27 protein-coding genes are annotated in these 26,059 nt (G+C 71.1%); 10 read left to right on the plus strand and 17 right to left on the minus strand.

Translation table 11 applies throughout. The features are described 5' to 3' along the window. Nucleotides 1-14 precede the first annotated feature (14 nt). Nucleotides 15-1,214 (minus strand): adenylyltransferase/sulfurtransferase MoeZ, encoded by a 1,200-nt coding sequence (moeZ, locus tag ACXJKB_RS20220; RefSeq protein ID WP_457191584.1) that lies wholly within the window; start codon nt 1,212-1,214, stop codon nt 15-17. A gap of 283 nt (nt 1,215-1,497) precedes the next feature. On the opposite strand from moeZ, the gene ACXJKB_RS20225 reads away from it, so the two are divergent. The 4 genes from ACXJKB_RS20225 to ACXJKB_RS20240 all read left to right on the plus strand — a co-directional run bounded on the left by ACXJKB_RS20225 (nt 1,498) and on the right by ACXJKB_RS20240 (nt 5,307). Continuing rightward, a complete protein-coding gene (locus tag ACXJKB_RS20225) occupies nt 1,498-3,777 on the plus strand; it encodes an immune inhibitor A domain-containing protein (protein WP_457191586.1) in 2,280 nt (759 codons plus the stop codon). Between the two features lie 219 nt (nt 3,778-3,996). Then, nucleotides 3,997-4,584 carry a TetR/AcrR family transcriptional regulator gene (locus ACXJKB_RS20230; RefSeq protein ID WP_300051936.1) on the plus strand — a complete coding sequence of 196 codons (588 nt, stop codon included), beginning with the start codon at nt 3,997-3,999 and terminating at the stop codon, nt 4,582-4,584. A gap of 75 nt (nt 4,585-4,659) precedes the next feature. Further along, complete coding sequence (locus ACXJKB_RS20235) at nt 4,660-4,878, plus strand: DUF3107 domain-containing protein (protein WP_457191588.1); 219 nt, start codon at nt 4,660-4,662, stop codon at nt 4,876-4,878. 144 nt (nt 4,879-5,022) lie between these two features. Beyond that, nucleotides 5,023-5,307, plus strand: coding sequence for a GlsB/YeaQ/YmgE family stress response membrane protein (locus tag ACXJKB_RS20240; RefSeq protein WP_457191590.1), 285 nt, complete (start codon nt 5,023-5,025; stop codon nt 5,305-5,307). Between the two features lie 68 nt (nt 5,308-5,375). On the opposite strand, the gene ACXJKB_RS20245 is transcribed toward ACXJKB_RS20240, so the two are convergent. Beyond that, nucleotides 5,376-6,050, minus strand: coding sequence for a ferritin-like fold-containing protein (locus tag ACXJKB_RS20245; protein ID WP_457191592.1), 675 nt, complete (start codon nt 6,048-6,050; stop codon nt 5,376-5,378). Between the two features lie 155 nt (nt 6,051-6,205). Between ACXJKB_RS20245 and ACXJKB_RS20250 the strand changes: the two genes are divergently transcribed. Continuing rightward, on the plus strand, nt 6,206-7,615 hold the full coding sequence (locus ACXJKB_RS20250) for a DEAD/DEAH box helicase (protein ID WP_457191594.1): 1,410 nt from the start codon (nt 6,206-6,208) through the stop codon (nt 7,613-7,615). Between the two features lie 18 nt (nt 7,616-7,633). Here ACXJKB_RS20250 and ACXJKB_RS20255 read toward each other — a convergent pair whose 3' ends face one another. Beyond that, nucleotides 7,634-8,485: a ParA family protein gene (locus tag ACXJKB_RS20255; RefSeq protein WP_457191596.1), complete on the minus strand. Its 852-nt coding sequence runs from the start codon at nt 8,483-8,485 to the stop codon at nt 7,634-7,636. 60 nt (nt 8,486-8,545) lie between these two features. Between ACXJKB_RS20255 and ACXJKB_RS20260 the strand changes: the two genes are divergently transcribed. Both ACXJKB_RS20260 and ACXJKB_RS20265 read left to right on the plus strand, forming a co-directional pair. Further along, the gene (locus ACXJKB_RS20260; protein WP_457191598.1) at nt 8,546-9,298 is read left to right on the plus strand and encodes an SDR family NAD(P)-dependent oxidoreductase; all 753 of its coding nucleotides are present in this window, start codon (nt 8,546-8,548) and stop codon (nt 9,296-9,298) included. Continuing rightward, nucleotides 9,295-9,792, plus strand: a complete 498-nt coding sequence (locus tag ACXJKB_RS20265) for a GNAT family N-acetyltransferase (RefSeq protein WP_457191600.1) — start codon at nt 9,295-9,297, stop codon at nt 9,790-9,792. Before ACXJKB_RS20260 ends, ACXJKB_RS20265 begins: the two co-directional genes overlap by 4 nt. A 16-nt stretch (nt 9,793-9,808) precedes the next feature. Here the strand turns inward: ACXJKB_RS20265 and ACXJKB_RS20270 are convergent, their stop codons facing one another. The 3 genes from ACXJKB_RS20270 to ACXJKB_RS20280 are packed head-to-tail and all read right to left on the minus strand — an operon-like array spanning nt 9,809 to nt 11,775. Then, the gene (locus ACXJKB_RS20270; RefSeq protein WP_457191602.1) at nt 9,809-10,354 is read right to left on the minus strand and encodes an adenylate kinase; all 546 of its coding nucleotides are present in this window, start codon (nt 10,352-10,354) and stop codon (nt 9,809-9,811) included. After that, nucleotides 10,347-11,192, minus strand: coding sequence for a PHP domain-containing protein (locus ACXJKB_RS20275; protein WP_457191604.1), 846 nt, complete (start codon nt 11,190-11,192; stop codon nt 10,347-10,349). Before ACXJKB_RS20275 ends, ACXJKB_RS20270 begins: the two co-directional genes overlap by 8 nt. A gap of 1 nt (nt 11,193) precedes the next feature. Further along, nucleotides 11,194-11,775: a histidine phosphatase family protein gene (locus tag ACXJKB_RS20280; protein ID WP_457191606.1), complete on the minus strand. Its 582-nt coding sequence runs from the start codon at nt 11,773-11,775 to the stop codon at nt 11,194-11,196. A 49-nt stretch (nt 11,776-11,824) separates the two neighbouring features. Between ACXJKB_RS20280 and ACXJKB_RS20285 the strand changes: the two genes are divergently transcribed. Continuing rightward, nucleotides 11,825-12,994 carry an MFS transporter gene (locus tag ACXJKB_RS20285; RefSeq protein WP_457191608.1) on the plus strand — a complete coding sequence of 390 codons (1,170 nt, stop codon included), beginning with the start codon at nt 11,825-11,827 and terminating at the stop codon, nt 12,992-12,994. 18 nt (nt 12,995-13,012) lie between these two features. Here ACXJKB_RS20285 and ACXJKB_RS20290 read toward each other — a convergent pair whose 3' ends face one another. Next, nucleotides 13,013-13,198, minus strand: a complete 186-nt coding sequence (locus ACXJKB_RS20290) for a DUF5302 domain-containing protein (RefSeq protein ID WP_191194958.1) — start codon at nt 13,196-13,198, stop codon at nt 13,013-13,015. Between the two features lie 69 nt (nt 13,199-13,267). Continuing rightward, nucleotides 13,268-14,080: a class I SAM-dependent methyltransferase gene (locus ACXJKB_RS20295; protein WP_457191610.1), complete on the minus strand. Its 813-nt coding sequence runs from the start codon at nt 14,078-14,080 to the stop codon at nt 13,268-13,270. Between the two features lie 36 nt (nt 14,081-14,116). On the opposite strand from ACXJKB_RS20295, the gene ACXJKB_RS20300 reads away from it, so the two are divergent. Continuing rightward, a complete protein-coding gene (locus tag ACXJKB_RS20300) occupies nt 14,117-15,292 on the plus strand; it encodes a hypothetical protein (RefSeq protein ID WP_457191612.1) in 1,176 nt (391 codons plus the stop codon). Nucleotides 15,293-15,347: 55 nt separating this feature from the next. Here the strand turns inward: ACXJKB_RS20300 and ACXJKB_RS20305 are convergent, their stop codons facing one another. The 8 genes from ACXJKB_RS20305 to ACXJKB_RS20340 all read right to left on the minus strand — a co-directional run bounded on the left by ACXJKB_RS20305 (nt 15,348) and on the right by ACXJKB_RS20340 (nt 24,467). Beyond that, nucleotides 15,348-16,391: a MaoC family dehydratase gene (locus tag ACXJKB_RS20305; RefSeq protein WP_457191613.1), complete on the minus strand. Its 1,044-nt coding sequence runs from the start codon at nt 16,389-16,391 to the stop codon at nt 15,348-15,350. Between the two features lie 121 nt (nt 16,392-16,512). Beyond that, nucleotides 16,513-17,523 carry a sugar phosphate isomerase/epimerase family protein gene (locus ACXJKB_RS20310; protein WP_457191615.1) on the minus strand — a complete coding sequence of 337 codons (1,011 nt, stop codon included), beginning with the start codon at nt 17,521-17,523 and terminating at the stop codon, nt 16,513-16,515. After that, nucleotides 17,523-18,683, minus strand: coding sequence for a Gfo/Idh/MocA family protein (locus tag ACXJKB_RS20315; RefSeq protein WP_457191617.1), 1,161 nt, complete (start codon nt 18,681-18,683; stop codon nt 17,523-17,525). Before ACXJKB_RS20315 ends, ACXJKB_RS20310 begins: the two co-directional genes overlap by 1 nt. Before the next feature lie 31 nt (nt 18,684-18,714). Beyond that, nucleotides 18,715-19,470 (minus strand): sugar phosphate isomerase/epimerase family protein, encoded by a 756-nt coding sequence (locus ACXJKB_RS20320; RefSeq protein WP_457191619.1) that lies wholly within the window; start codon nt 19,468-19,470, stop codon nt 18,715-18,717. Next, on the minus strand, nt 19,380-20,729 hold the full coding sequence (locus tag ACXJKB_RS20325; protein ID WP_457191621.1) for a substrate-binding domain-containing protein: 1,350 nt from the start codon (nt 20,727-20,729) through the stop codon (nt 19,380-19,382). The genes ACXJKB_RS20320 and ACXJKB_RS20325 overlap by 91 nt, the downstream gene beginning before the upstream one ends. Beyond that, a complete protein-coding gene (locus ACXJKB_RS20330; RefSeq protein WP_457191623.1) occupies nt 20,729-21,841 on the minus strand; it encodes an ABC transporter permease in 1,113 nt (370 codons plus the stop codon). Before ACXJKB_RS20330 ends, ACXJKB_RS20325 begins: the two co-directional genes overlap by 1 nt. Beyond that, nucleotides 21,838-22,941 carry an ABC transporter permease gene (locus ACXJKB_RS20335; RefSeq protein ID WP_457191625.1) on the minus strand — a complete coding sequence of 368 codons (1,104 nt, stop codon included), beginning with the start codon at nt 22,939-22,941 and terminating at the stop codon, nt 21,838-21,840. Before ACXJKB_RS20335 ends, ACXJKB_RS20330 begins: the two co-directional genes overlap by 4 nt. Continuing rightward, nucleotides 22,938-24,467, minus strand: a complete 1,530-nt coding sequence (locus tag ACXJKB_RS20340) for a sugar ABC transporter ATP-binding protein (RefSeq protein ID WP_457191627.1) — start codon at nt 24,465-24,467, stop codon at nt 22,938-22,940. The genes ACXJKB_RS20335 and ACXJKB_RS20340 overlap by 4 nt, the downstream gene beginning before the upstream one ends. Before the next feature lie 96 nt (nt 24,468-24,563). On the opposite strand from ACXJKB_RS20340, the gene ACXJKB_RS20345 reads away from it, so the two are divergent. Then, a complete protein-coding gene (locus ACXJKB_RS20345; protein WP_457191629.1) occupies nt 24,564-25,757 on the plus strand; it encodes an ROK family protein in 1,194 nt (397 codons plus the stop codon). Between the two features lie 5 nt (nt 25,758-25,762). Here the strand turns inward: ACXJKB_RS20345 and ACXJKB_RS20350 are convergent. Continuing rightward, nucleotides 25,763-26,059, minus strand: a 297-nt coding sequence (locus ACXJKB_RS20350; protein WP_457191631.1) for an acyl-CoA dehydrogenase family protein, incomplete at its 5' end; no start/stop codon positions are given.

Consider the following 26,059-nt stretch of genomic DNA (forward strand, 5'->3'; position numbering starts at 1 on the left):
CATGCGAGGGCGCGTCAGTAGGCCGGCTGGCTCGGGTCGACCTGGCTGACCCACGCGACGACGCCGCCGCCCACGTGCACGGCGTCGGCGTAGCCGGCGCCCTTGACGATCGCGAGCACCTCGGCGGACCGGACGCCCGACTTGCAGTGCAGGACGATCGGCTTGTCGCTGGGCAGGTCGCCGAGGGCGTTGCCGTTGAGGAACTCGCCCTTCGGGATCAGCTTGGCGCCCGGGATGCGGTTGATCTCGAACTCGTTGGGCTCACGGACGTCGATGAGCTCGAAGTCGCGGGTGCCCTCCTCGCGCTCCTTGAGCATCACCTCGAGCTGGGTGACCGAGATCGTCGAGCCGGCGGCGGCCTCGGCGGCCTCGTCGGAGACGGCGCCGCAGAAGGCGTCGTAGTCGATGAGACCGGTGACCGTCGCGTTGTCACCGCACAGCGCGCAGCTCGGGTCCTTGCGGACCTTGAGCTTGCGCCACTCCAGCTCGAGGGCGTCGTAGATGACGAGCTTGCCGATCGCCGGGTCACCGATGCCGGTGATCAGCTTGATCGCCTCGTTGACCTGGATCGAGCCGATGCTGGCGCACAGGACGCCGAGCACGCCGCCCTCGGCGCAGCTGGGGACCATGCCCGGCGGCGGGGGCTCGGGGTAGAGGCAGCGGTAGCACGGGGCGTCGTCCGCCAGGGTCGGCGCGAAGACGGACGCCTGGCCGTCGAAGCGGTAGATCGAGCCCCAGACGTAGGGGATCTTCAGGAAGTAGGCGGCGTCGTTGACCATGTAGCGGGTCGCGAAGTTGTCGGTGCCGTCGACGATGAGGTCGTAGCCCTCGAAGACCTGCAGCACGTTGTCGTTGTCGAGGCGCTCGTTGTGCACGATGACCTCGACGTAGGGGTTGACCTCGGCGATCGACTCCTTGGCGGACTCGGCCTTGGGGCGACCGATGTCGGACATGCCGTGGATGATCTGGCGCTGGAGGTTGGACTCGTCGACCTCGTCGAACTCCGCGATGCCGAGCGTGCCGACTCCGGCCGCGGCCAGGTAGAGCAGGGCGGGCGAGCCCAGGCCGCCGGCGCCGATGACGAGCACCTTGGCGTTCTTCAGCCGCTTCTGCCCGGCCATCCCCACGTCGGGGATGATCAGGTGGCGGCTGTAGCGGCGCACCTCGTCGGTGCTGAGCTCGGCTGCGGGCTCGACAAGTGCAGGGAACGACACGTCTTCTCCTCGACTCGGGTGTCGGTGCAACAGCACCGACGACTCCCATGTTCCCCGCGGGCCCCACATGCCCTACACCGGTCCCGCGATGCGGACGCGGGCCCGCCGGCTGCCGGCACCGCAGCTTCTTCGGCCTCCGGGGTGGATTCAGAAGATTTTCCTTGCCACCGTGCGCTCCCTGCGGTGGAGTGACCGGTTGGTGACTCGTTCTGACCACCTCCGGGTGGCCCGTACGGGTCATGCACCACCATCCCCCCACCTCTCGGAACACGGAGAACTCCCTGTGAAGAAGACAACCCTGCCCGGCCTGATGGCCGGTACGGCGTGCCTGGCCCTCGGCCTCGCCGCCCTCCCCGCGGCAGCAGTCCCCTCCGACGGCGCCCCAACGTCGTCCGACCAGGCCCGCGCCAAGCCCGACAACCGCACGTCCCCCCAGATCAGGAAGCAGGCGCGCCTCAAGGCGAAGGCCCGCGCGATGGTCGAGAACGGCTCCGCCAAGGCTCGCACCCTGAGCGACGGCAGCCAGGTCGTCGAGGTCACCGACGGCGAGTTCGTCGAGCTCGGCGAGACCGGCACCGACAAGATCTGGACGGTCCTGTCGGAGTTCGGCACCCAGGGGTCGAAGAAGCTCGGCCTCACCCCCGGCCCGCTTCACAACGCGATCCCGAAGCCCGACCGCTCGAAGGACAACTCCACCACCTGGGAGCCGTCCTACGACAAGGCCTACTACGACGACCTGTTCAACGGCCCCGGCGAGTCGATGGCGAACTTCTACACCGCCCAGTCCAGCGGCGCGTACAGCGTCGACGTGACCACCGAGGACTGGGTCACCGTGCCGGGCAACGCGTCGACGTACGGCGACAACGCGGTCGAGGACGACGGCGGGTCGTGGGCCTTCATCAACGACACGGTCGACGCCTGGGCCACCACGTCCGGCAAGTCGACTGCCGACCTCGACGCCTACCTGTCGCAGTTCGACGAGTGGGACCGCTACGACTTCGACGAGGACGGCAACTTCGACGAGCCCGACGGCTACATCGACCACTTCCAGGCCGTCCACGCCGGCGAGGGCGAGGAGGCCGGCGCCGACCCCGACGCCATCTGGTCGCACCGCTGGTACGTCAACCCGACCACCGCCGGCTCCGACGGCCCGGTCGTCGCGGGCAAGCCCAACCTCAACGGCGGCGCCCGGATCGGCAGCTCGAGCTACTTCATCGGTGACTACACCGTCGAGCCCGAGAACGGCGGCCTCGGCGTCTTCGCGCACGAGTACGGCCACGACCTCGGCCTGCCCGACTTCTACGACACCAACGGAGGCGACAACGGCACGTCGTTCTGGACCACCATGTCCTCGGGGTCCTGGCTCGGCCACGGTGGCGCCGACGAGGGCATCGGCACCCAGCCCGGCAGCTTCGGCCCGGAGGAGAAGCTCTTCCTCGGTTGGCTGAAGTACGCCGAGGTGAACAAGGGCGCCGGCACGCAGGGCATCACGCTCAGCCCGTCGGAGAAGCAGGTCGACGGCGCCTACCAGGCCGTCAAGGTGAACCTCAAGGACGTCAGCACCACCCAGGCCCAGGTCGACATCCCCGGTGGTGACTACGCCTGGTGGTCGGGTCGCGGCGACGACCTGCGCAACACGCTGACCCGTGACGTGCCGAAGGCAAGCTCCGTCACCGTCACGGCTGACGCCTGGTACCAGATCGAGAAGGGCTACGACTTCCTCTACGGCCAGTACTCGGTCGACAACGGCGACACCTGGACGACCGTCGGGCAGCCGATCACCGGCGACAAGACTCGTTGGGGCGGCCTCCGCTTCTCCTACAAGCCGGGCGGCAAGGCCTCGAAGTTCCGGTTCCGCTACGCCACCGACGGTGGCGCCAACGAGGCCGGCGCCTTCCTGGACAACATCGCCATCAAGGCTGACAAGACGACGTTCACCGACGACGTCGAGACCGAGGCGACGCCGGCGTGGGCCGCCAAGGGCTGGAAGCGCTCGACCGGCACGGAGACGGTGACCGACAACCGCTACTACCTGATCGAGAACCGGCAGTACGTCGGCTACGACGCCACCCTGGCGCAGGGCCCGTACAACTTCTCCGAGGCCGTCACCCGGCCCAACTGGGTGGAGTTCTTCAAGTTCCAGGACGGCATGCTCGTGTGGCTCGTCGACCCGACCGCGGCCGACAACAACACCTCGGTGCACCCGGGCTCCGGGTACGCCCTGCCGGTCGACGCGACGCCGAACTCGTTCACGTACGGCGACGGCACGAGCCCGACCAACCGGCGTGAGCCGTTCGACGCCACCTTCGGCCTCGACGTCATCGACCGGACGTGCCTGCACAAGCAGGTGGCCGCCGACAACGCTGCCGGCTACACGACGCTGGAGACCTGCTCGGGCGGCGTCCCGCAGCAGGCGACCTTCGACGACACGCTGGTGTCGACGTACTACGACGAGGCCAACAACCCGCAGAACTCGGTGAAGGTCGCCGGGGAGGGCGTGAAGGCCACCGTCAAGAGCGTGGACGGCACCAGCCGCAACATGCTCGTCGACGTCACCTACTGAGCGACACCACGACACGCGAGGAGGGGCCCCGGGACACCCGGGGTCCCTCCTCGCACGTCCGGCTGCCGATAGGCTCGCCGTGGCCTACCCGGCAGTACCTTCCAGCCGCACGGCCCATCGCCACTCGGCAACACCCCCGGCAAGCAGGAGCACGACGTGACCGCAGGCAGCACCGACACCACGTCCGACGGCGTCAACCCCCGACCGCGCGGCGGCCGGATGCCGCGGCGCGAGCGTCGCGTGCAGCTGCTCGAGTCCGCGCTCGAGGTCTTCGTGGCGCAGGGCTACCACGCTGCCGCGATGGACGACATCGCCGACCGGGCCGGGGTGTCCAAGCCGGTGCTCTACCAGCACTTCCCCGGCAAGCTCGACCTCTACCTCGCGCTGCTCGACACCTCGTGCGACCTGATCATCGACAACTGCCGCGAGGCGCTCGCCTCCACCACCGACAACAGGGACCGCGTCGCGGCGACGATGAAGGTGTTCTACAGCTACGTCGCGTCCGAGGAGGGCGCGTTCCGGCTGGTCTTCGAGTCCGACCTGACGAGCGAGCCCGACGTGCGCGAGCGCGTGGACCGGGTCACCACCGAGTGCGCGTCCATGATCGCCGACGTGATCCGCACCGACACCGGCCTGGCCGACGAGGCCTCGGAGCTGCTCGCGGTGTCTCTGGTGGGAATGGCACAGGTGTCCGCGCGGTTCTGGCTCGCAGGCGGCGGCCAGATCACCCAGGACGACGCGGCCGCCCTGATCGCCGGGCTGGCCTGGCGCGGCATCCGGGGCTACCCCATGACCGACGACCACTGACCGGACCACCGACCCGACCACCCACCCGGCATCATCAAGACGTCACCCAACACCCCTGAGCTGAGGAGCAACATCGTGGAGGTCAAGATCGGCGTGCAGCACGCGCAGCGCGAGCTGGTGCTCGACACCGACAGCACGCCCGAGGACATCGAGTCGCGGCTGACCGAGGCGCTGTCCGCCAACGGCGTGCTGCGCCTGGCCGACACGAAGGGCCGCTCGGTCGTCGTGCCGGCCGACAAGATCGCCTACATCGAGCTGGGGTCGCCGAGCGCGAGCACCGTCGGTTTCCGCTGACGCTTCACCGGTGGGGGTGAGACACCCCATCCCTCCGGGCGGCGTGGTGATTGATCCGACCCCCTTCGGGGAACATGATGAGGACGCCGGCACACACTGCCGGCACTCCCGTCACGAGCTCGTGGCAAAGAAAGGTGGCCCATCATGGTCGTAGATCTCATCGTCCTCATCATCGTCGGCGCGATCATCGGACTGCTCGGCAAGCTCGTCGCACCGGGCGACAAGGACAACATCCCGATCTGGCTCACGATCCTGTGCGGCATCGGCGGCGTGCTGCTCGGCTACTGGATCTACTCGCTGTTCGGTGGTGACGGCTCGCGCGGCATCGACTGGGTCCGCTGGTTCGTCGCGATCCTTTCCGCGGCAGTCCTGGTCGTGATCGCCTCGACGGTCACCGGCCGCAACACCGGGTCCCGCACGCGGGTCTGACCCGCACGCACCACCGCACGAGGCCCCGCATCCGACGGATGCGGGGCCTCGTCGCGTCTGGCGGTGACTCAGGCCTCCAGGCCCAGCCGGGCCATCCGGTCGGTGTGCAGCTCGGTCAGCCGGGTGAACATCCGGCCCAGCGCGGCCAGGTCGAGACCCGGGCGGTCCACTCCTCCGGCGAGCAGCGCCGTGAGGGAGTCACGGTCGCCCGCGACGCGCTGCGCCTGGGTGAGGGCCTCGCCCATCAGCCGACGTCCCCACAGGGCCAGCCGACCGCCGAGCCGGTGGTCCTCGGCGATGCCGGCGCGGACCCGCTCGACGATGAACGCCGTCTGTCCCGTGTCCTGCAGCGAGCTGATGATGACCTCGCGGGTCTCCGGGTCGAGGTAGGCGGCGATCTCGCGGTAGAAGTCGGCGGCGAGCCCGTCGCCGACGTAGGCCTTGATCAGGCCCTCGTAGTAGTCGGAGGGCGCGGTGTGCGCGTGGAAGCTGTCGAAGCTGTCCCGGAAGGCCTGCATCGCCTCGGCCGGGTCGGCACCGAGCTGCTCGAGCCGCTCGACGAGCTTCTGCAGGTGCCCGAACTCGGCGGTGGCCATCGCGCCGATGGCGATCTTGTCGTCGATCCCGGGCGCCATCTTGCCGTCCTCGACGAGGCGCTCGAAGGCAGACAGCTCGCCGTAGGCGATGGCTCCGAGGAGGTCGACTGCGGCGCGTCGGTAGTCCTCATCGGGCGATTCCGTCATGTTCGCAGCCTAGCGATAGCATCATGGTGACCGAGCCGCCGACTATCTGCCGGTGGCCGCCTGTATGTGCGCGGTCGGCACTCGCCCGCCAAGGGCCTCTCGAGTGGGCTGACCGCATACGTGGGACATCCGACTCAGCAGAGAGACACCATCTCGTGACCACCTTCCGTGAACTGGGCGTGCTGCCCGACATCTGCGACGCGCTCGACCGCGCCGGCATCACCACCCCCTTCGCCATCCAGGAGATGACCCTCTCGGTCGCCCTGATGGGAACCGACCTCATCGGCCAGGCCCGCACGGGCACCGGCAAGACCCTCGCCTTCGGCATCCCGGTCCTGCAGCGCAGCGTCGCCCCCAAGGACCCGGCCTACGCCGACATGCCGCAGGGCAAGCCGCAGGCCCTCATCGTCGCGCCGACCCGCGAGCTCGCCCTGCAGGTCTCCAACGACCTGCACCTGGCCAGCAAGGACCTCGGCCTCCGCGTCCTCACCGTCTACGGCGGCGTCGGCTACGACGCCCAGCTCGAGGCGCTCGAGTCCGGTGTCGACATCGTCGTCGGCACGCCGGGTCGGCTCATCGACCTGGCCAACCGTCGCTCGCTCGACCTCTCGCACGTCCACGCGCTGGTCCTCGACGAGGCCGACGAGATGCTCGACCTCGKCTTCCTGCCCGACGTCATCACGCTGATCTCGAAGACGCCCGAGACCCGCCAGACGATGCTGTTCTCGGCGACCATGCCGGCCGCCATCGTCTCGCTGGCCCGCATCCACATGCGGCACCCGATGAACATCCGTGCCGAGTCGTCGTACGACACCACGATGGTCCCGGCCACCGCGCAGTTCATCTACCAGGCCCACGACCTCGACAAGCCGGAGATCATCGGCCGGGTCCTGCAGGCCGAGGACGCCGAGAAGATCATCGTCTTCACCCGCACCAAGCGCCAGGCCCAGCGCGTGGCCGACGACCTCGCCGAGCGCGGTTTCCTGGCCTCCCCGCTCCACGGAGACATGGCCCAGGTCGCGCGCGAGAAGGCACTCGCCAAGTTCCGCGAGGACAAGATCCGCGTCCTGGTCGCCACCGACGTCGCGGCCCGGGGCATCGACGTCCGCGGCGTCTCGCACGTCATCAACTACACCTGCCCCGAGGACGACAAGACCTACGTGCACCGCATCGGTCGCACCGGTCGCGCCGGGGCCACCGGTACGGCGATCACCTTCGTCGACTGGGCCGACCTGCACCGCTGGAAGATGATCAACAAGACGCTCGACCTGCCCTTCGACGTGCCGCAGGAGACGTACTCGACCTCCGAGCACCTGTTCCACGACCAGGGCATCCCGGCCGGCACGAAGGGCCGCATCGTCGACCCCGCCCCGGTCGAGAAGAAGGAGCGCGCGCCGCGCGAGCGGCGCTCGGGCTCGGGTTCGGGCTCGGGTTCGGGTTCGGGTTCGGGCCGCAGCGGCTCCGACGCCGGCTCCCCGGAGAAGTCCGGTGACGCACCCCGCCGCCGCAACCGCAACCGCCGTCGCACCCGCGGTGGCGAGTCGGTCGAGGCCCCCAAGGCCTGATCTCCGGCCTCCGGGCCACTACTTCGCGCGAGCGGGCTTCTTCGCCACCTTCTTCTTGGGGCGGGAGGCCCGCTCGACGAGGTTCCGGGCGACCTCGCGGTAGGCGTTCGCGCCCTTGCTGCTGCGACTCGTGGCGAGGATCGACCGGCCGGCGGCCGGGGCCTCGGCGAACTTGATCGTCTTGGGGATCGGCGGCTCGACGACCTCGAGGTCGTAGGTCTCGCTGATCGTCTCCAGCACCGTGCGGGAGTGGTTGGTGCGGCCGTCGTAGAGCGTCGGCAGCACGCCCCAGACCTCGAGCCCGCGGTTGGTGAAGCGGCGCACGTCGTGGACGGTGTCGAGCAGCTGGCCCACGCCGCGGTGCGAGAGCGTCTCGCACTGCAGCGGGATCAGCACGCCGTCGGCGGCGGTGAGCGCGGCGACCGTCAGCACGCCGAGCGAGGGCGGGCAGTCGAGCAGCACCCAGTCGTAGGCCCCCTCCTCGGAGTCCTCGAGGTCCTCGGCCAGCTGCTCGAGGGCGCCCTTGATGACGTGCTCGCGCCCGGTGCGGGTCAGGAGGTCGGCCTCGGCGCGGGCCAGCTCGATCGTGGCCGGCAGGACGTCGACGCCCTCCTCGGTCTCGATGATGACCTCGATCGGGTCGACGCCCTGGGTGAGGACGTGGTGGACCGAGGTCTCGAGGTCCTCGGGGTCGATGCCGAGGGAGAAGGTCAGGCAGGCCTGCGGGTCGAGGTCGACCAGCAGCACGCGGTGCCCGAGCTCGGCCAGCGCGGCGCCGATCGAGGCGACGGACGTGGTCTTGGCGACCCCGCCCTTCTGGTTGGCGACGGCCAGCGTGACGGGGGCCGCTCCCCGGCTCTTGGTGCTCATTGCCGGCAATTGTGCCGGACGGGCTCGCGGAGGGTGGGGCGGTCCTGAAATGCTGGTGGCATGAGCACTTCACTGATCACCGGCGCGACCGCCGGCATCGGCCACGAGTACGCCGTCCAGCTCGCCGCCCGCGGCGACGACCTCGTCCTCGTGGCGCGCGACTCCGCCCGCCTCGAGGAGGTGGCCGAGGAGCTGCGGCGCACCCACCAGGTCCAGGTCGAGGTGCTGGTCGCCGACCTCACCGACCGTGACCAGCTCGCCACGGTCGAGGCCCGGCTGGCCGACCACGACCGACCGATCGACCTCCTGGTCAACAACGCCGGCTTCGGGCTGAAGAAGCGCTTCCTCGACAACACCGCCGACGACGAGACCGCGATGCTGGAGGTCCTCGTCACCGCGGTGCTGCGGCTGAGCCACGCCGCGCTCGGAGCGATGGCCGAGCGCGGCCACGGCGGCATCATCAACGTCTCCAGTGTCGCGGCCTTCCTCCCCCGCGGCACCTACTCGGCGTCGAAGGCGTGGGTCAACAGCTTCAGCGAGTGGGCGCACCTGGAGTACAAGTCGCGCGGCGTGAAGGTGATGGCCCTGTGCCCGGGCTTCACCAAGACCGAGTTCCACCAGCGGATGCAGGTCAAGCGTGGCGAGGGCTTCATGTGGCTCGACGCCGACTTCCTCGTCCGCACGTCGCTCGAGGACTTCGAGAAGGGTCGCGCCTACTCGGTCCCCGGTGCGCAGTACAAGACGATCCGGGTGCTGACGACCGCCATCCCGAACCGCGTCCTCCGGCTCACGCAGGGCATGGGCCGCCGGTGAAGGTGCGCATCGCACCCCCTCTCGTCGGCGACGCCGAGCAGCTGGCCGACCTCCACCTCGACGTCTGGGAGGAGGCGTACGCCGACCTGATGCCCGCGTCGGTGTTCGCCGACCGGCGCTCGCGCCGCGACGAGCGGGTCACGAGCTGGAGCCGCATCATCGCCACCGGCTCGAGCGACAACCTGCTCGCGTGGTCGTCCGACGGCCGGCTGCTGGGCTTCTCCAGCACCGGCGGTGGCCGCGACCCCGACGACGGCCTCCCTCCGCTCGAGCTGATGGGTCTCTACGTGCGGGCGTCGTCGTACGGCACCGGGGTCGGGCACGCCCTCCTCGAGGCCGCGATCGGCGACTCCCCCGCCTACCTCTGGGTCCTCGACGGCAACCTCCGGGCGATCGGCTTCTACGAGCGCCACGGGTTCGCCTTCGACGGCGCGACCAAGCCCGAGGACGTCGGGCTCGAGCGGCGGATGGTGCGCGGCTCGACGTCAGGCTGACGCCTCAGGGCCTCGCTCAGGTGTCACCCGCGGCGGGGCCGAGCGTGGCGATCCACGACTCCAGGTCACGCGGGCGCCGGAAGAGAATCACCTGCGGTCCGTCGGGCGAGGCGGCCCAGGCGCGCATGCGGGTCCTCTTGCGGGCGAAGGACTGGAAGTGCCACCCGATGATCGAGTCGCGCGCGACGACCTTGCGCCAGGTCTCGACGTTGCCGTTGCAGCGGGGCTCCTTCGTGATCGCCGCCGAGACCGTCCTCCGCACCAGCCGGCCGAGCGAGAGCCAGCGCGGGTAGTCGAGCCCGACCACCAGCTCGGCGTGCGGGAGCACCAGGTCGAGCCAGGCGCCGTACGCCGAGTCGAGGAGCCACCGCTCCCCCGCGACGACCTCGCTGATGAGGTCCCGCTGGACCGCGCCGTCGACCGGCACCCAGCCGGGGAGCCAGGTCAGCTCGTCGACCAGTGTCACCGGGTGATCGGTGCGGGCGCCGATCGTCAGCGCAGCGGTCGACTTGCCGCTCCCCGTGACGCCGTAGACGAGGACGCGGTCCGGCAGCTCAGCCACCGAGCGGGTTGCCGGCCAGCGAGAGCAGCCGCTCGTACTGCTCGGGGTCGGTCGTGTTGACGCCCAGGTCGTGGTCGACCTTGCCGAGGCCGTGGTGGTCGCTGCTCCCGGTGGCGACGAGGTCGAGGTCGGCGGCGATGCCGCGCAGCCGCTCGCGCAGCTCCGGGGGGTGGTCCTGGTGGTCGACCTCGATCCCGGCGAGGCCGAGGTCCTTCAGCATGGCGAGCGCGGTCTCGTCGAGCACGGTGCCACCGCGCCTCCCCCACGGGTGGGCGATCACAGGCACGCCGCCGGCGCCGGTGATGATCGGGATCATCTCCTCGAGCGCGGACGCGTAGCGGTTGACGTAGCCCGGCTGCCCCGGGCTCAGCAGCGTCGCGAACGCCTCGGTGCGGTCCCGGACCACGCCGAGCCGGGCGAGCGCGTCGGCCACGTGCGGGCGTCCCGCCGCGACCGAGCCCCCGGACTCACGGCGTACGTCGTCCTCGGTGATGTCGACGCCGTGCGCGCGGAGGGCCGCGACGATGGCCGGCGTCCGCGCGGTGCGCCCCTCGAGGATCCGGTCGAGCTCGAGCACCAGCGCCGGGTCCGTCGGGTCGGGCAGGTAGCCCAGGAGGTGCACGCCCCGATGGCCGAAGCGCGTGCTGATCTCGAGGCCCGGCACGAGCGTGATCCCGACCTCGTCGGCCACCTCCTGCGCCTCGGCCCAGCCGGACATGGCGTCGTGGTCGGTCAGCGCGACGACGTCGAGGCCGGCGGCTGCGGCCTCGCGCACCAGGTCTCCCGGGGTGTCGGTGCCGTCGCTGGCGGAGGAGTGCGTGTGGAGGTCGATCCGCACGTCAGCTGTTCCACTTCAGCAGCGCCGGGTGGTCGCGCTCGAAGCCCAGCACCGACACGGTCGAGGTGTCGAGCTTGAAGAACCGGCCCACGTCGGCGGGCTGCTCGACCCAGCGCGCGGTCAGCACGCGCAGCGAGTGGCCGTGGGCGAAGACGAGGGTGCGGTCGTGCTCCCGCGCCCGCGCCACGACGCGGTCCAGGCGGGCCGAGACCTCGTCGGCGGTCTCGCCGCCCGGCGCGGGGTGCGTCCAGATCGTCCAGCCGGGCACGTCCTCGCGGATCTCCGCGGTGGTCACGCCCTCGTAGTCGCCGTAGGCCCACTCGACGAGGTCCTCGTCGACCGCGGCGTCGGGGAACCCGGCCAGCTCGGCCGTACGACGCGCGCGTTGCCGCGGGCTCGTCAGGACGAGGTCGAACTCGACCTCGGCCAGCCGGGACGCCAGCGCCTTCGCGCCCTCCTCACCGGTCTCGGTGAGCGGCAGGTCGGTCACCGAGGTGTGCCGACCGTCGCGGCTCCACTCCGTCTCACCGTGCCGGACCACCCAGAGCTCGGGGCCATCGGAGTTCGCGCCACCGGAGGTCATGTCCGCGAGTCTGCCACGGGCGCCGGGCGGGGCTGTCACGATGCTCGGCATGACGACCGCCGACCTCCGCCGGGCGCGACGCGCGATCGCTGCGGCGTTCGCCGTGCAGGGCCTGGTGTTCATCAGCCTGACCACGCGGCTGCCCCGGTTCCAGGACAGATGGGACCTCGGCGAGCTCGCGCTCTCGGGCGTCCTGCTGATGATGGTGCTCCTCGCCGGGGCGGGGTCGCTCGTCGCCGAGCGGCTCGCCCCGCGCCTCGACAGTGCCGTGGTCCTCCGCGCCGGGCTGCTGGTCGTCGCGGTGTCGGTGGCGGTGACCGTCCTCGCCCCCACCCGACCGGTCTTCGTCGTCGGGCTCGCGGCGTACGGCGTGGGGCTCGGGCTCGTCGACGCCACGGGCAACATGCAGGCGGTGGCCCTCGAGCACCGGTGGGGCCGGGTCGTGCTGCCGTCGTGCCACGGGGCGTGGACGATGGGCGGCATCGTCGGCGCCGTCGTCACCCTGGCCACCGGGGACGTCCCGTGGTCGGCGGTCGCGCTGGTCGCCGCGCTCCCGCTCGCTGCCACGATGGCGCCGTACCTCCGTCGCGACCACGGCGGTCCGGCGACCACCACGGAGACGGACGTGCCGTGGCGGGCGATCGTGATGGTCGGGCTGGCGCTCGTCGCCTTCTACACCGTCGACACCGCCGCGGCGACCTGGGGACCGGTCTACCTCGACGACGTCTTCGACGCCCCCGAGGACCTGGTCGCCCTGGCCACGCTGCCCTACCTCGTGGCGAGCGGCGTGGTGCGTCTCGCCGGTGACCGCCTGACCGAGCAGGTCGGCGCGGTCCGCCTGGTGCGGGTCGGGGCGGCGATCGCCCTCGTCGCGCTCACCGTGGTGGTCGCCGCACCGTCGTGGCCGGTCGCGGTGCTCGGGTTCACGCTGCTGGGCTGCGGGGTGGCGGTCGTGGCGCCACTGAGCTTCTCGGCCGCCGCGGCGCTGGCCRGCCGGGACGCCGACCCGGCGACGCGGCGGGCCCGGGTCGACGCCGTGGTGGCGCGCTTCAACCAGTTCAACTACGCCGGTGCGCTGCTCGGCGCCGTGATGACGGGGGCCGTCGGCTCCAGCTCGCTGAGGATCGGCTTCGCCGTGCCTCTCGTGCTGGTGGTGGCCCTGTTCTGGCTCGCGAAGGCGTTCGCGCCGGCGGACGAGGTGCCCGCCGGCGCGCGCTAGGACTCGGGCGGGACGGCCTCAGACGCCGCCGCCACCGGCCTTGCGTCGGTGCATCGGCTTGGCGACGTTCTTGTCGTTGACCTCGGAGCCGTGCGCCTTCTCCCGCGAGCCCGCACTGTCGTCCGGATGGTCGTGGCCCTTCTTGCGATCGAGGGCCTCCCGCATCTTCGCCTTGATGTCGGCGTTGGGGTCCTGATCGGCCATGAGGTCCTCCTGGATCGATGAACGGTCGGAACCCCCACCCTGTCAAACCCGGCAAGCAGGGTCGAGCGGTTAACCCTTGCGCAGCACGTCGATCCGCGCGCCGAGCTTGCCCATCGTCCGGTAGACCTGCCAGCGGCAGTCGCCCAGCATCACGTCGTACGCCGCGTCCCCGAACTCGGCCCGGTAGCGCTCGGGCTCGCGCAGCAACCGCGCCAGGTGCAGGAGCGCGCGGCCCCCGCTGCCGTCCTGCTCCTGCGACCACTCGCCCCACTCGGTGGAGAGGTCGATGGTGTCGACCACGTGCAGCCCCGACCGGGCGATCGCGTCGTCGACGACCCGCGGGTCGGCGGAGGCGGGCACCACGCCCATGACGTCGAAGAGCCAGTCGGCCTCCTCGTCGCCGAGCAGGTCGGTCGCGACGGCCTGGAACGCCACGACGTGTCCGCCGGGTCGCAGCACGCGGGCGAACTCCGCGAAGGCGTCGTCGGGATGCTCGACGTGGACCATCACGTCGCGGCACCACACCAGGTCGAGCGTGGCGTCGGCCACCGGCAGGTCCGTGGCCGTGCCGCGCTCGAACGCGAGCCGGGAGGAGATGTCGGGCACGAGGTCGCGACGGGCGGCGCGGGCGAGGTCGAGGTGGCGCTGCACCGGGTCGATGCCCAGGACGCGGAAGCCGAAGTGGGTCGCGAGCCGGACGGCGTGGGCGCCCTCGCCGCACCCGACGTCGACGACCCGGCTGTCGGGGCGCAGGTCGAGCTCGCGCACCACCTGAAGCAGTACCGACGGGTCCCGCGGTGCGAGGCTGTCGTCGAGGCGCGCCGAGAAGGCCGCCTCCAGCCGCGGGTAGGTGTCGTAGAAGAAGGTGCGATCCCAGGCCACGGACCGAGTCTGCCGCCACCCAGTAGGCTCACCCGCATGGCTCGCCGCGTGTTCCTCCACGTCGGCACGGCGAAGTCGGGGACCTCCTTCCTGCAGGACCTCTGGTGGCGACACCGCGACGAGCTCCGCGGCCGCGGGCTCCTGCTGCCCGGCGCGCGCCGCGACCACTTCGCCGCAGCCGCCGTCGTGAAGGGCATGACCGCCGTCGTCGAGACGCTCGTCGACCGCGAGCGCGACGCCTGGCGGCGCCTCGTCGAGGAGGCTCGGCACTGGCCGGGCGACGTGCTGCTCACCAACGAGCACTTCGCCGACTCCCCCGCCGAGGCGGCGAGGGCCGCGCTCGACGACCTCGCGGACGCCGCGGACGAGGTCCACGTGGTCGTCACGGCCCGCGACCTCGGACGGGTGCTGCCCTCGGCGTGGCAGCAGCGGGTCAAGATGGGCGCCCGGCAGGCGTACCGCCGCTTCCTCGCCACGGTCCGTCGCGACGAGGACGACCAGAAGTTCTGGCGCTACCAGGACGTGCCCGCGATCCTCGAGCTCTGGTCCGCCGGCCTCCCCGACGAGCGCGCCCACCTCGTCGTCGTACCTCCTCCCGGCGCGCCGCGCGAGGAGCTGTGGCTGCGCACCGCCTCGGTCCTCGGCGTCGACGTGGCCGGTCTCGACACCGAGGCCGAGCGCCCCAACGCCTCCCTCGGCCTGGTCGAGGCGGAGCTCCTGCGACGGATCAACGAGCGCCTGCCACGGTCCGAGCGGTCCCCCGAGCTGACCCGCCACGTGAAGGGGACGTTCGTCCCCGAGGCGCTCGTCGGCTCGGCGGTCCGCGAGTCGTTCGTCCTGCCCGCCCGGCACCACGCCTGGGTGCACGAGCGCTCGGCGGCGATCGTCGCCGACCTCCGCGCCAGCTCGTACGACGTCGTGGGCGACCTCGACGACCTGCTGCCGGCGCCGCTCCGCGACGGTCGCACCCCCGACGACGCGACCGACGAGGAGCTTCTCGCGGCGGCCAGGACGGTCCTGCCGCGCCTCGGCACCGACTCCGAGCCCGCGTCGCTCGAGGAGGCCGTCGGGCTGATCGCCGACGACCTGCTCGGCCGCGTGTCGCCGGTGGCGCCCGACCGAGCGGTGTCCCAGCCACCTTCCGAGGCTCCCGGAGGTGGCTCAGGCACCGCCCTCGGGAGGGTTCTGCGTCGGCTCACCGACCAGCGGTGAGCCACGGGCACTCCGGTCGCCGGGGATGCCCCTGACACACCGCCGAGCGCAGGGCTCAGCGCGGGACGAGCGCCCAGCAGTCGAGGTCGAGCAGGACCCCGTCGGCGTACGTCCCGTCGTCGCCGCGCAGCGTCATCGACTCGTCGCGCCCGCGGGTGGCGACCAGCCGCAGGCGCAGTGCCCCGACGCCGGGTGCGTCGAGGATCGCGGTGTCGAGCACCTCGGACCAGGCGTGGACGGTGTCCCCGGCGAACGCCGGGGCGACGTGGGCGCCGGCGTTGATCGCGGAGACGAGCTGAGCGTTGGCCAGGCCGTTGAAGGACAGCGCCCGCGCGAGCGAGATCACGTGGCCGCCGTAGACGAGCCGCCGGCCGTCGGGACGCGCGTCGGTGTTGAAGTGCACCTTGGCGGTGTTCTGCCACAGCCGGGTGGCCATCATGTGCTCGGCGTCGGTGAGCGTCACGCCGTCGACGTGGTCGATCCGCTCCCCCACCTCGTAGTCGCCGAGCCGGTGCGGCTCGCCGGCGGCCACGACGTCGTACGCCGAGAAGTCGAGGCCGGCGGGCACCACCAGGTCCTCGGGCGCGACGACGTCCGAGAGCGACGGCACGACGGTCTCGGGGGCGGGCGAGTCGGCCGACCGCTTGTGCACCATCACCCAGCGGGCCCAGTCGATCGCGACCTCGCCGCGCTGGTTGGTGGCGGTCGACCGCACCCAGACCACCCCGGTGCGGCCGTTCGAGTTCTGCTTGAGGCCGATGACCTCCGAGCGGGTGCGGAGGGTGTCACCCGGCACGACCGGCACGTGGAAGCGGCACTCCGCGTAGCCGAGGTTGGCCACCGCGTTGATCGAGACGTCGGGCACCGTCTTGCCGAACGCGACGTGGAAGCCCATCAGCTCCTCGACCGGGTGGGCCGTGAGCCCGACCGACGCCGCGAACTCCGCCGACGACGGGACGGCGAACCGCGTCGGGTAGATCGCGCCGTAGAGCGCACGGTCACCCTCCGTGACCGTGCGCGGGGTGGCGTGCTCGATGACCTGCCCGACGGAGAAGTCCTCGAAGAAGTTGCCCGGGTTGGTCTTGGCCGCAGAACTCATGTCGCACATCGTGTCGCAGGCGCAGGGCTTCCGTCAGAGCTGGGCAGGTGCGATGCGTCACGCAGGCACCATGAAGGCAGTTCGGGGTGGGCCCGGACGACCCGACCGGCGGCGAGGAGTCCTAGCCCTCCGACTGCTTGCTGAAGGCGGCGTCGAAGGACTGCGCAGGCGGCTCGAAGTCGAGCGCCCGCAGGCGCTCGAGCGCCTCGGGGGCACCGCGCAGGCGGTCCATGCCGGCGTCCTCCCACTCGACCGAGATGGGACCGTCGTAGCCGATCGCGGTGAGGGCACGGAAGCAGTCCTCCCACGGGATGTCGCCGTGGCCGGTGGACACGAAGGTCCAGCCGCGGCGCTGGTCGTCCCACGGCAGGTGCGAGGAGAGGATGCCGTTGCGGCCCCCGCCCATCCGCATCCGGGTGTCCTTGCAGTCGACGTGGTAGATCCGGTCGGCGAAGTCGGAGATGAACGCGACCGGGTCGATGCCCTGCCACATCATGTGGCTCGGGTCCCAGTTGATGCCGAACGCCGGACGGTTGTCGATCGCGTCGAGCGCGCGTCGGGTGGTCCAGTAGTCGTAGGCGATCTCGGAGGGGTGCACCTCGTGGGCGAAGCGCACGCCGCACTCGTCGAAGACGTCGAGGATCGGATTCCACCGGTCGGCGAAGTCCTGGTAGCCGGCCTCGATCCGCTCCGCGGGCACGGGCGGGAACATCGCGACGTACTGCCAGATGGAGGACCCGGTGAAGCCGACGACGGTCTTCACGCCGAGCTTCTGCGCGAGCCGGGCGGTCAGCTTCATCTCCTCGGCGGCGCGCCGGCGCACGCCCTCCGGGTCGCCGTCGCCCCACACGTGGTCGCGGACGATGGCCTGGTGCCGGAAGTCGATCGGGTCGTCGCAGATCGCCTGGCCGGTGAGGTGGTTGGAGATGGCGTGCAGCTGGAGGCCGTGCTTCTCCAGGATGCCGAGCCGCTCGGCGACGTAGTCCGCGTCGTCCCAGCGCCAGGCGTCGAGGTGCTCGCCGGAGACGGCCACCTCGAGGCCGTCGTAGCCCCACTCGGACGCGAGCCGGGCCACCTCCTCCAGGGGCAGGTCGACCCACTGGCCGGTGAAGAGGGTGAACGGGCGACCCATCAGATCGGGCCCCCGTCGACCTCGACGCAGCTGCCACCGCGTGCGGAGCTGGCCTCGATCGCGGCCAGGACGCGCTGGACGGCGATCCCGTCCTCGAACGACGGCGTGGGCTCCCGGCCCGCGGCGAGCGCGGCGAGGAAGTCCGAGGCCTGGTTGGTGAAGGTGGCGTCCCAGCCGAGGACGTGCCCGGGCGGCCACCAGCCGTCGATGTAGGGGTCGTCCTGCTCGGTGACGAGCTCCCGGCTGAAGCTGTCGGCGCCGTCGAGGCAGACGTCGAGGTGGTTGAGCGACTCGAGGTCGAAGCGCAGGGCGCCGTTGCTGCCGTAGACCTCGATGCCGAGGGCGTTCTTGCGGGCGGTCGCCATGCGGGTGACCTCGAGGCTGACCACGGCACCGCCGTCGGTGCGCAGGGTGCCCCACGCGGCGTCGTCGACGGTGACCTCCTCGGGGCCGTCGGCGCCGGTGCGCTGCGGGACGAAGGTGTGGGTGATCGCGTTGACGGCGGTGACCTCCTGGCCGAGCAGGAAACGCACCTGGTCGACGGCGTGGGAGGCCAGGTCGCCCAGCGCGCCGGAACCGGCGAGCTCGCGGCGCAGCCGCCAGGTCATCGGGGCAGCGTCGTCGGCGAGCCAGTCCTGCAGGTAGGAGACGCGCACCTGCCGCACGTCGCCGAGACGGCCCGCGGCGATGTGCCGCTTGGCCAGCGCGAGCGCCGGCACGCGCCGGTAGTTGAAGCCGACCATCGAGTGCACGCCGCGCTCGCGGGCGGCCTTCGCGGTGGCGACCATCTTCTCCGCCTCTGCCATGGTGTTGGCCAGGGGCTTCTCGGCGATCACGTGCTTGCCTGCCTCGAGGGCGGCGATCGCCACCTCGGCGTGCAGGTGCCCGGGGACGCACACGTCGACGATGTCGATGTCGTCACGGTCCAGGACCTCACGCCAGTCGGTGGCCGACTCGGTCCAGCCGTACTGCCCGGCCGCGGCCGCCACGGCGTCCGCGTCACGACCGACCAGCACCTGCTGGCGTACGCCGGGAGCGCCGGGGCGCAGGGCCGCGACGTTGCGCCACGCGTGGGAGTGCGCCTTGCCCATGAAGGCGTATCCGATGACGGCGACTCCCGGGGACCCGGCGGCGCCCGATGCGCTGGGTGTGCTGGTCACGTGCTTCTCCTGACTTGCGGTGGACGGTCGCTCAGGCGAGGGACCGGAGGAAGGACAAGCCGTCTCGGGCGAGCTCGTCCTGGGTGGCTGCCAGCGGACGCCAGATGGAGGCGGCCGTGGCGATGGATGCGTTGTCTGCGGTGAAGCTCTCGATGACGAGGGGGCCGTCGTAGCCGACGTCGTCGAGGGCGGACACCAGGGCCTTCCAGTCTGTCTGGTCGCCGCCCGGCGCGCCACGGTCGCTGCCGCAGACCTGGACGTGCGCCAGGTGCTGACCGGCGGCCCGGATCGCGCCCGCACTGGACCGCTCCTCGATGTTGAGGTGGTAGCTGTCCAGGGCCAGGCCGAGTCCCTCGCCGAGCAACGGCTCGAGGGCGGTCAGGGCCTGGTCGACGGTGTTGACCAGAGAGGTCTCGTAACGGTTGAGCGGCTCGATCCCGAGCCGGACGCCCTGCGCGACCGCGTGGTCGACCACTGGTGCGAGGTGCGTGCGGAGGTCGTCGTACGCCGTCTGCCGCTGGTCGGCGTCCATCCGCCAGACGCGGCCGGTCGAGGCGTAGAACGGGCCGCACACCGACCGCGCGCCGATGCCGGCGGCGAAGTCGATGCAGGCGCGGAGGTAGTCCTGGGTGTCGGCGACGCACGAAGCGTCGACGAGGTCGCGTCCCGGAGCCATTGCTCCCACGACGCACGGCGTCAGGCCGGTCTCGGCGAGCACGTCGGAGACGACGGGGACGGTGAGGTCGCCGGCGTTCTCCAGCGGGAGCTCGACGGCGTCGAAGCCCATGCCGGCGATCCGTCGCAGCATGTCGGCCACGCCCGCATCGGTGAGCGGCGAGGTCCAGACCCACGTGTTGACGCCGATCTCGCGCATGGAGCGGTCCTTCCGGGGCGGTGTGCGGTGTGGGGTGTGCTGGGTGCGTTCTGGGTGCGTTCTGGGGTGGTGCGGGGACAGGTGTCGGGGGGGCGGGGGCGCCCCGCCCACCCACGGGGGGGTAAAAGAAGGAAGTTGGAGTAGACGGGCGCCAGGCCGGTCAGCCCGGTCTCCTCCCACTTGCGCAGGAAGGTCATCTCGTCCTCGCCGGTCATGACCGGGTAGTCGGCACCGAAGTCCTCGAAGGCCTCGATGGCGGCGGCAGCGCCGTCACCGGCGTCCATCCAGACGCCCTGGACCTCGCCCTTGCCGAGCTCGTCGGTGATGATCTTCTTGATCTCGGTCGGGTCGGCACCGGTGAAGTAGTCGACCGCCTCGATGCCGTTCTCCTCGAAGAGCTTCTCGGCAGCCGCCCAGCGCTGCTCGAGCACGTCGACACCGGGCAGGATGCGCAGCGCGACGACCTTGTCGCCCTCCTCGAGGTTGTCGATGAGGAACTCGGCGGTGTCGATGCCCCACGCGAAGCCACCGATCGGGTGGATGAAGGTGGTGGCGCAGTCGGTCTCCACGCCGCGGTCGAACACCACGACGGGCTTGCCGGTCTCGCAGGCACGCTCGACCGCGTCGGTCATGGCCGCGGTGGAGTTGGGCGAGATGATGAAGGCGTCGCAGTCACCCTCGGAGATGAAGTAGTCGATGTCGGCGATCTGGGTGTTGTCGTCGTCACCGGCGTCGCGGGTCTCCATCTCGGAGATGACACCCTTGTCCTGGAGGTCCTTGAGCTGCTGGTTCATGGTGATCCAGCCGGTCTGGCGCCACGGGTTCGAGATCGAGGCGTTGGCGAAGCACGCCTTCATCTCACCGTTGGCCTTGTAGTCGCCCGTGTCGGTCATCTCGCCGTCGATGTACTGGAGGTAGGGGGTCTCGGGGTCACCCTCGAACGTCGCCGAGCGCTGCTCGTACTGCTCGTCGTAGACGGCCTGGTCGAACCATTCCTGCTCGTCGCCCGAGCCCTCCTCCTCCGACGCCTCGGGGGACTCGGACGTCTCCGAGCTCTCGTCGGTGCCCGACGTGGAGTCGGTCGGGTCCTCGGTGCTGCACGAGGTGGCGAACACCCCGAGCAGCAGGGCCGAGGCCACTGCCATCGGCGCGCGGTGGATCTTGTGGCGCATCAGTTTTCTCCTGTTTCAGTGCCCGGGCGGGCAGTGGTGGGTGATGGTGCAGGTGCTGCTGGGGTGGACCGAGAGGGGGGACGACGACCCAGGGACCACGCCCGCGCCGAGGCGGCGACGGCGAGGATGATGATCACGCCCTGGACCGTGTTCCTCCAGGTGGACTCGACCTCCTGGAAGTTGAGGAACGAGAAGAGCAGCTCCAGTGCGAAGGCGCCGGCGGCGGCCGAGAGCACCCAGCCGCGTCCGCCGCCCAGCACGACGCCGCCGAGGACCACAGCCGTGATGGCCTGGAACTCGTAGCCGGCGCCGACCGAGGGGTGCACTCCTGCGTAGCCGACGAGGAGGATGCCGGCGATGGTGGCCGAGAGCGAGGACAGGATGAACGCCCGCGTCTTGACCCACCAGACCTTCGCGCCGGCCAGGCCGGCGGCGTCCGGGTTGTCACCGGTCGCGATCAGTGTGCGGCCGAACGGTGAGCGCATCAGCCAGAAGCTGCCGGCGGCGACGGCGACGAGGATGATGACCGAGTAGGGCAGCACGTCGAGGACAGGCACGTCCTGGATGCCGCCGCGCCCGATCTCGCGGAACGTGTCGACCGGGTTGCCGGTGGCGGCGCCGCCGGTCAGGTATCTCACCAGGCCGCCGAGCGCGAGCATCGTGCCGAGGGTGACGATGAAGCTCGGCACCTGCAGGATCGTGGTGCCCAGTCCGTTCACGATGCCGACGGCCACGCCGATCACCAGCATGAGCGCGATGGCCGGGAGCACCCGGCTCTCGTCGTCGCCGATGTAGTTGCCCGCGATGACGACCTGGGTCGCGATGACCGCCCCCATCGAGAGGTCGAACTCGCCGGCGACGATCACGTAGTACTGGCCCATCGCGGCGATGGCGATCGGCGCCGTGCGGCCGATGAAGCGGATCAGCTGCGGCGGCTCGCCGAAGGAGGGGTTGACCCAGACGACGGCGATGAAGAGGACGGCGAGCAGGATGAACACCGCCCCACCCGGCGTCAGCGCGCCACGGAGGACGCGCTGCGGGAGCGAGCCCTCGGTGAGCGGGAGCGTGCGGCCGGCCGCGGAGGCCTCGGGGCTGGAGGTCGCGGTGCTCATGCGGTCTCCTCCTTCGTGGTCGATCCGGGGACGGGCAGCGAGGGCCGGCTACCGCTGCCGAAGCGTGGTGGACGGCGTACGACGCTGCGGCGGGCGTAGACGGCGACGGCGAGCACGATCACCAGGCCGCGGATGAAGTCCTTGAGGAACGGGTTGACCTGCATGACACCCATGACGCTGTCGAGGACGGCGAAGATCGCGACGCCGCCCATCGTGCCGACCACGCTGCCCTTGCCGCCGGCGAGCAGGGTGCCGCCGAGCACGACCGCCGCGATGGACAGCAGGTCGTAGCGGCCCTGCGACCCGATCGTCGGTGACCCGACGCCGGTGCGCGAGAGCAGGAGCAGTGCGGCGAGGCCGACCAGCACCGAGCAGAGCACGTGGGCCGAGACCACCGGCAGGACGGTCCGCACACCCGACATGCGGGCGACGTCGCGGTTGCCCCCGATGGCGTAGACGTGGTGACCCAGCCGGGTGTAGCGCAGCATGAGCGTCACCAGGACCGCACAGGCGAGCAGGACGAGGAACGCGGTGGGGATCCAGCCCACGATCCCGCTGCGGCCCAGCAGCCTCAGGCCGGGCGCCGCAGAGCCGTGGCTGCCCTGGTAGTTGGTGGCGAGGTAGCCGCTCACGATCAGGCCGACGCCGAGGCTGGCGATGAAGCCGTGGACGTGCAGGACGCTGACCAGCAGCCCCATCGCGAGGCCGACCACCGCGCACACGGCGAGGGTGTTGAAGACCGCGGCGGGGATGTTGCCGTCGAGGCCCTTCATGCCGCCGGCCGCGACCACCGTCGCGAGGCTGACGACGTAGGGCACCGAGAGGTCCAGGCTGCCCACCAGGATCACGAGGGTCTGGCCGATCGAGATCAGGCCGAGCACGCTCATCGCGGTGAGGACGGCCCAGATGTTGCCCTGGCTGAAGAAGTTGCGGCCCTCGAGGGCCGTGAGCACGGTCGAGACGATGATGACGCCGACGAGCACGAGGTAGATCAGTGCGGTCGAGTCGAGCTGCTTGGCACCGCGCGGTCGCGCGGCGCGCCGACGGCGTACGGAGTCGCGGGACTCCACGCTCGCGGCCGGGTCGGTGGTGGCACTCATGCTGCTTCCTCGCTCGCTGCTCCGGTGGCCATCGCCAGCACCGCTTCCTCGCTCGCACCCGCCGAGAGCTCGCCGGCGAGCCGGCCGTCACGCATCACGAGGATGCGGTCGGACATGCCGATCACCTCGGGGAGCTCGCTGGAGACCATCAGCACGGCGACGCCCTGACGGGTCAGCTCGCGCATCAGCTCGTAGACGCGGTGCTTGGCGCCGACGTCGATGCCGCGGGTGGGCTCGTCCATCAGCACCACCAGCGGGTCGATGCTCAGCCAGCGGGCGAGCACCACCTTCTGCTGGTTCCCGCCGGACAGGAACTGGACCTCTTGGCCCAGGCTGTGGGCGGCGACGTCGAGACCGGACAGCACGCCCGGCATGTCCCGCCGCGCGGTTCCGGTTCGCCGCGGGAAGACCGCGCGCACCACGCCGAGGGCGTTGTCGAGGATCGACTGGTTGAGCGCGAGGCCCTTGGCCTTGCGGTCCTCGGTGATGAAGGCCAGCCGGGCGCGCACGCCCTGGCGAGGGCTGCTGACCTTGAGGGGCGACCCGTCGAGGGCGATCGAGCCGCGCGACACGGGGTGCACGCCGAAGACGGTCTCGAGCAGCTCGGTGCGACCCGAGCCCTGCAGCCCCGCGATGCCGACGATCTCGCCGGCGCGGACCTCCAGCGAGACGTCGTCGACATAGCCGTTCCCGACACTGGACAGCGCCAGCCGCACGTCGCCGACGGCGACGTCGACGGGCTTCTCGGGGAAGTACGTCGTCAGCGGGCGACCGACCATCAGGCGCACGAGCTCGGCCTCGGAGAGCTCGGCGGCCGGCCGCGTGGCCACGTGCTCGCCGTCCTTGAGGATGGTGATGGTCGTGCAGAGGTCGAAGATCTCCTTGAGCCGGTGCGAGACGTAGACGATGGCGACGCCACGGTCGGTGAGGCGACGGATGATCGAGTAGAGGAGCTCGACCTCGTGGTCGGCCAGCGCCGCCGTCGGCTCGTCCATCTGGATCACCTTGGCGTCGAAGCTCACCGCCTTGGCGATCTCCACGACCTGCTGCTCGGCGACCGACAGGTTGCGCACGAGGGTGCCGGCCCTGAGGCCGGCCACGCCGAGGCCGGTGAGCAGCTCCTCGGTGTCACGGCGCATGCGGCCGGTGTCGACCGGGCCGAAGCGGCCGAAGCGCCGCGGCTCGCGACCGAGCCAGATGTTCTCGGCGATCGTCCGCTCGAGGAGGAGGTTGAACTCCTGGAACACGGTGGACACGCCGGCGCGCTGCGCCTGGACCGGGTGGCTGAACGACACCTCGTCGCCGCCGACGACGATCGTGCCGCTGTCGGGTGTGTAGACGCCGGCGAGCATCTTCATGAGCGTCGACTTGCCCGCGCCGTTCTCGCCGACGAGGCCGTGGACCTCACCGGCGCGCAGGGTCAGGTCTAGACCGTCCAGCACGGTGTTGCCGAAGAAGCTCTTCGTCATCCCGGTCGCGACGAGGGCGTTCTCGACCGGGTGGTTCTCGGGGGTGATCGGGGGCACGGGCGACACTGTGGCACGCGTCACGGGCTTTTGTCGAGTACCTCTCAAAAGTGTTACCTCTGGCGTGCAAAGTCGTGCATGTGCTTGACTCCGCCCGTGCGAACCGGTGAGCTTTTCGATCTCCTCCGTGACGGAAGGCCCTGGACGCGGGCCCAGCTGGCCGAAGCGACGGGCCTGGCGCGTTCGACGATCACGGCCCGCATCGACACCCTCATGCGGCTCGGCCTGGTCGCCCCCTTCGGCGGCGCCCGGTCCACCGGCGGCCGTCCCCCTGCCCTCTTCGCCCTCAACCCCACCGCCAAGGTCGTGGTCGGTGTGGACGTGGGCGCGACCCACGCCAGCGCGGCCCTCACCGACCTCAACGGCTCGATCCTCGGCGAGGTCGACGCGCAGATCGCGGTCGCCGACGGCCCCGAGGCGGTCCTGTCCTGGGTCGTGGAGTCCGTGCGCGACCTCCTCGAGACCAGCGAGCGCCCCGCCGAGGACCTCGCCGCCATCGGCATCGGCCTCCCGGGCCCCGTGGAGCACTCCACCGGGCGCCCCATCAACCCGCCGATCATGCCCGGCTGGGACCGCTTCGACGTGCCTGCCTACCTGCAGGAGAAGTACCCGGTGCCGGTCCTCGTCGACAACGACGTCAACATCATGGCGCTGGGCGAGCGCCGTCGGCACCTGCGCGACGTGGACGACCTCGTCCTCATCAAGGTCGCGACCGGCATCGGCGCCGGCATCGTGTCCGGCGGCATCCTGCAGCGCGGCGCCCAGGGCACGGCCGGCGACCTCGGGCACGTCCGGGTGCCCGGCGCCGACGACGTGCCGTGCCGGTGCGGCAACTCCGGTTGCCTCGAGGCCGTCGCAGCCGGTCCCGCGCTCGCGGCCGCCGTGCGCGCCCAGGGCGAGCAGGCCGAGAACGGCGGCGACGTGGTCGAGCTCGTGCGCTCAGGAAGCCGGGTCGCGATGGGCGTCGTGCGCCAGGCCGGGCGCGACATCGGCGAGGTCGTCGCCACCATGGTCAACCTGATCAACCCGTCGGTGGTCGTCATCGGCGGCCAGGTCGCGGGCGCCGGGGAGCACCTGCTGGCCGGGATCCGCGAGTCGGTCTACCACCGGTCCCTGCCGCTGGCGACCGAGCACCTGCGCATCGTCACCTCGCGCGCCGGCGGCGAGGCGGCGGTGCTGGGAGCGTCCGCGCTCGCGATCGAGCACGTCCTCTCCCCCGACGCCGTCGAGGCCGCCAGCGAGGCGCTGGCCGCCGCCGACGCCGCGGCCGAGGCGACCGGCGGTCGCTGACCGGCTCAGCGCAGCTGGTAGTCCTTGAGCAGGCTGCGGCCGATGATCATCTTCTGGATGTCGGAGGTGCCTTCGCCGATGAGCATGAACTTGACCTCGCGCATGAGGCGCTCGATCTCGTACTCCTTGGAGTAGCCGTAGCCGCCGTGGATGCGGAAGGAGTCCTCGACGACCTCGTTGGCGTACTCACTGGCGACCATCTTCGCCATCCCGGCCTCGACGTCCATCCGCTGCCCGGTGTCCTTCAACCGCGCGGCCTTGACCATCATCGTGTGGGCGACCTCGACCTTGGTGGCCATCTC

Source organism: Nocardioides sp. P5_E3 (assembly GCF_054049275.1).

Coding starts and splice junctions, on each gene's coding strand:
- ACXJKB_RS20230 (WP_300051936.1), top strand. CDS start 3,997: ATGCCGCGGCGCGAGCGTCGCGTGCAGCTGCTCGAGTCCGCGCTCGAG.
- ACXJKB_RS20240 (WP_457191590.1), top strand. CDS start 5,023: ATGGTCGTAGATCTCATCGTCCTCATCATCGTCGGCGCGATCATCGGA.
- ACXJKB_RS20245 (WP_457191592.1), bottom strand. CDS start 6,050: ATGACGGAATCGCCCGATGAGGACTACCGACGCGCCGCAGTCGACCTC.
- ACXJKB_RS20255 (WP_457191596.1), bottom strand. CDS start 8,485: ATGAGCACCAAGAGCCGGGGAGCGGCCCCCGTCACGCTGGCCGTCGCC.
- ACXJKB_RS20260 (WP_457191598.1), top strand. CDS start 8,546: ATGAGCACTTCACTGATCACCGGCGCGACCGCCGGCATCGGCCACGAG.
- ACXJKB_RS20280 (WP_457191606.1), bottom strand. CDS start 11,775: ATGACCTCCGGTGGCGCGAACTCCGATGGCCCCGAGCTCTGGGTGGTC.
- ACXJKB_RS20290 (WP_191194958.1), bottom strand. CDS start 13,198: ATGGCCGATCAGGACCCCAACGCCGACATCAAGGCGAAGATGCGGGAG.
- ACXJKB_RS20300 (WP_457191612.1), top strand. CDS start 14,117: ATGGCTCGCCGCGTGTTCCTCCACGTCGGCACGGCGAAGTCGGGGACC.
- ACXJKB_RS20305 (WP_457191613.1), bottom strand. CDS start 16,391: ATGAGTTCTGCGGCCAAGACCAACCCGGGCAACTTCTTCGAGGACTTC.
- ACXJKB_RS20310 (WP_457191615.1), bottom strand. CDS start 17,523: ATGGGTCGCCCGTTCACCCTCTTCACCGGCCAGTGGGTCGACCTGCCC.
- ACXJKB_RS20320 (WP_457191619.1), bottom strand. CDS start 19,470: ATGGGCTTCGACGCCGTCGAGCTCCCGCTGGAGAACGCCGGCGACCTC.
- ACXJKB_RS20325 (WP_457191621.1), bottom strand. CDS start 20,729: ATGCGCCACAAGATCCACCGCGCGCCGATGGCAGTGGCCTCGGCCCTG.
- ACXJKB_RS20330 (WP_457191623.1), bottom strand. CDS start 21,841: ATGAGCACCGCGACCTCCAGCCCCGAGGCCTCCGCGGCCGGCCGCACG.
- ACXJKB_RS20335 (WP_457191625.1), bottom strand. CDS start 22,941: ATGAGTGCCACCACCGACCCGGCCGCGAGCGTGGAGTCCCGCGACTCC.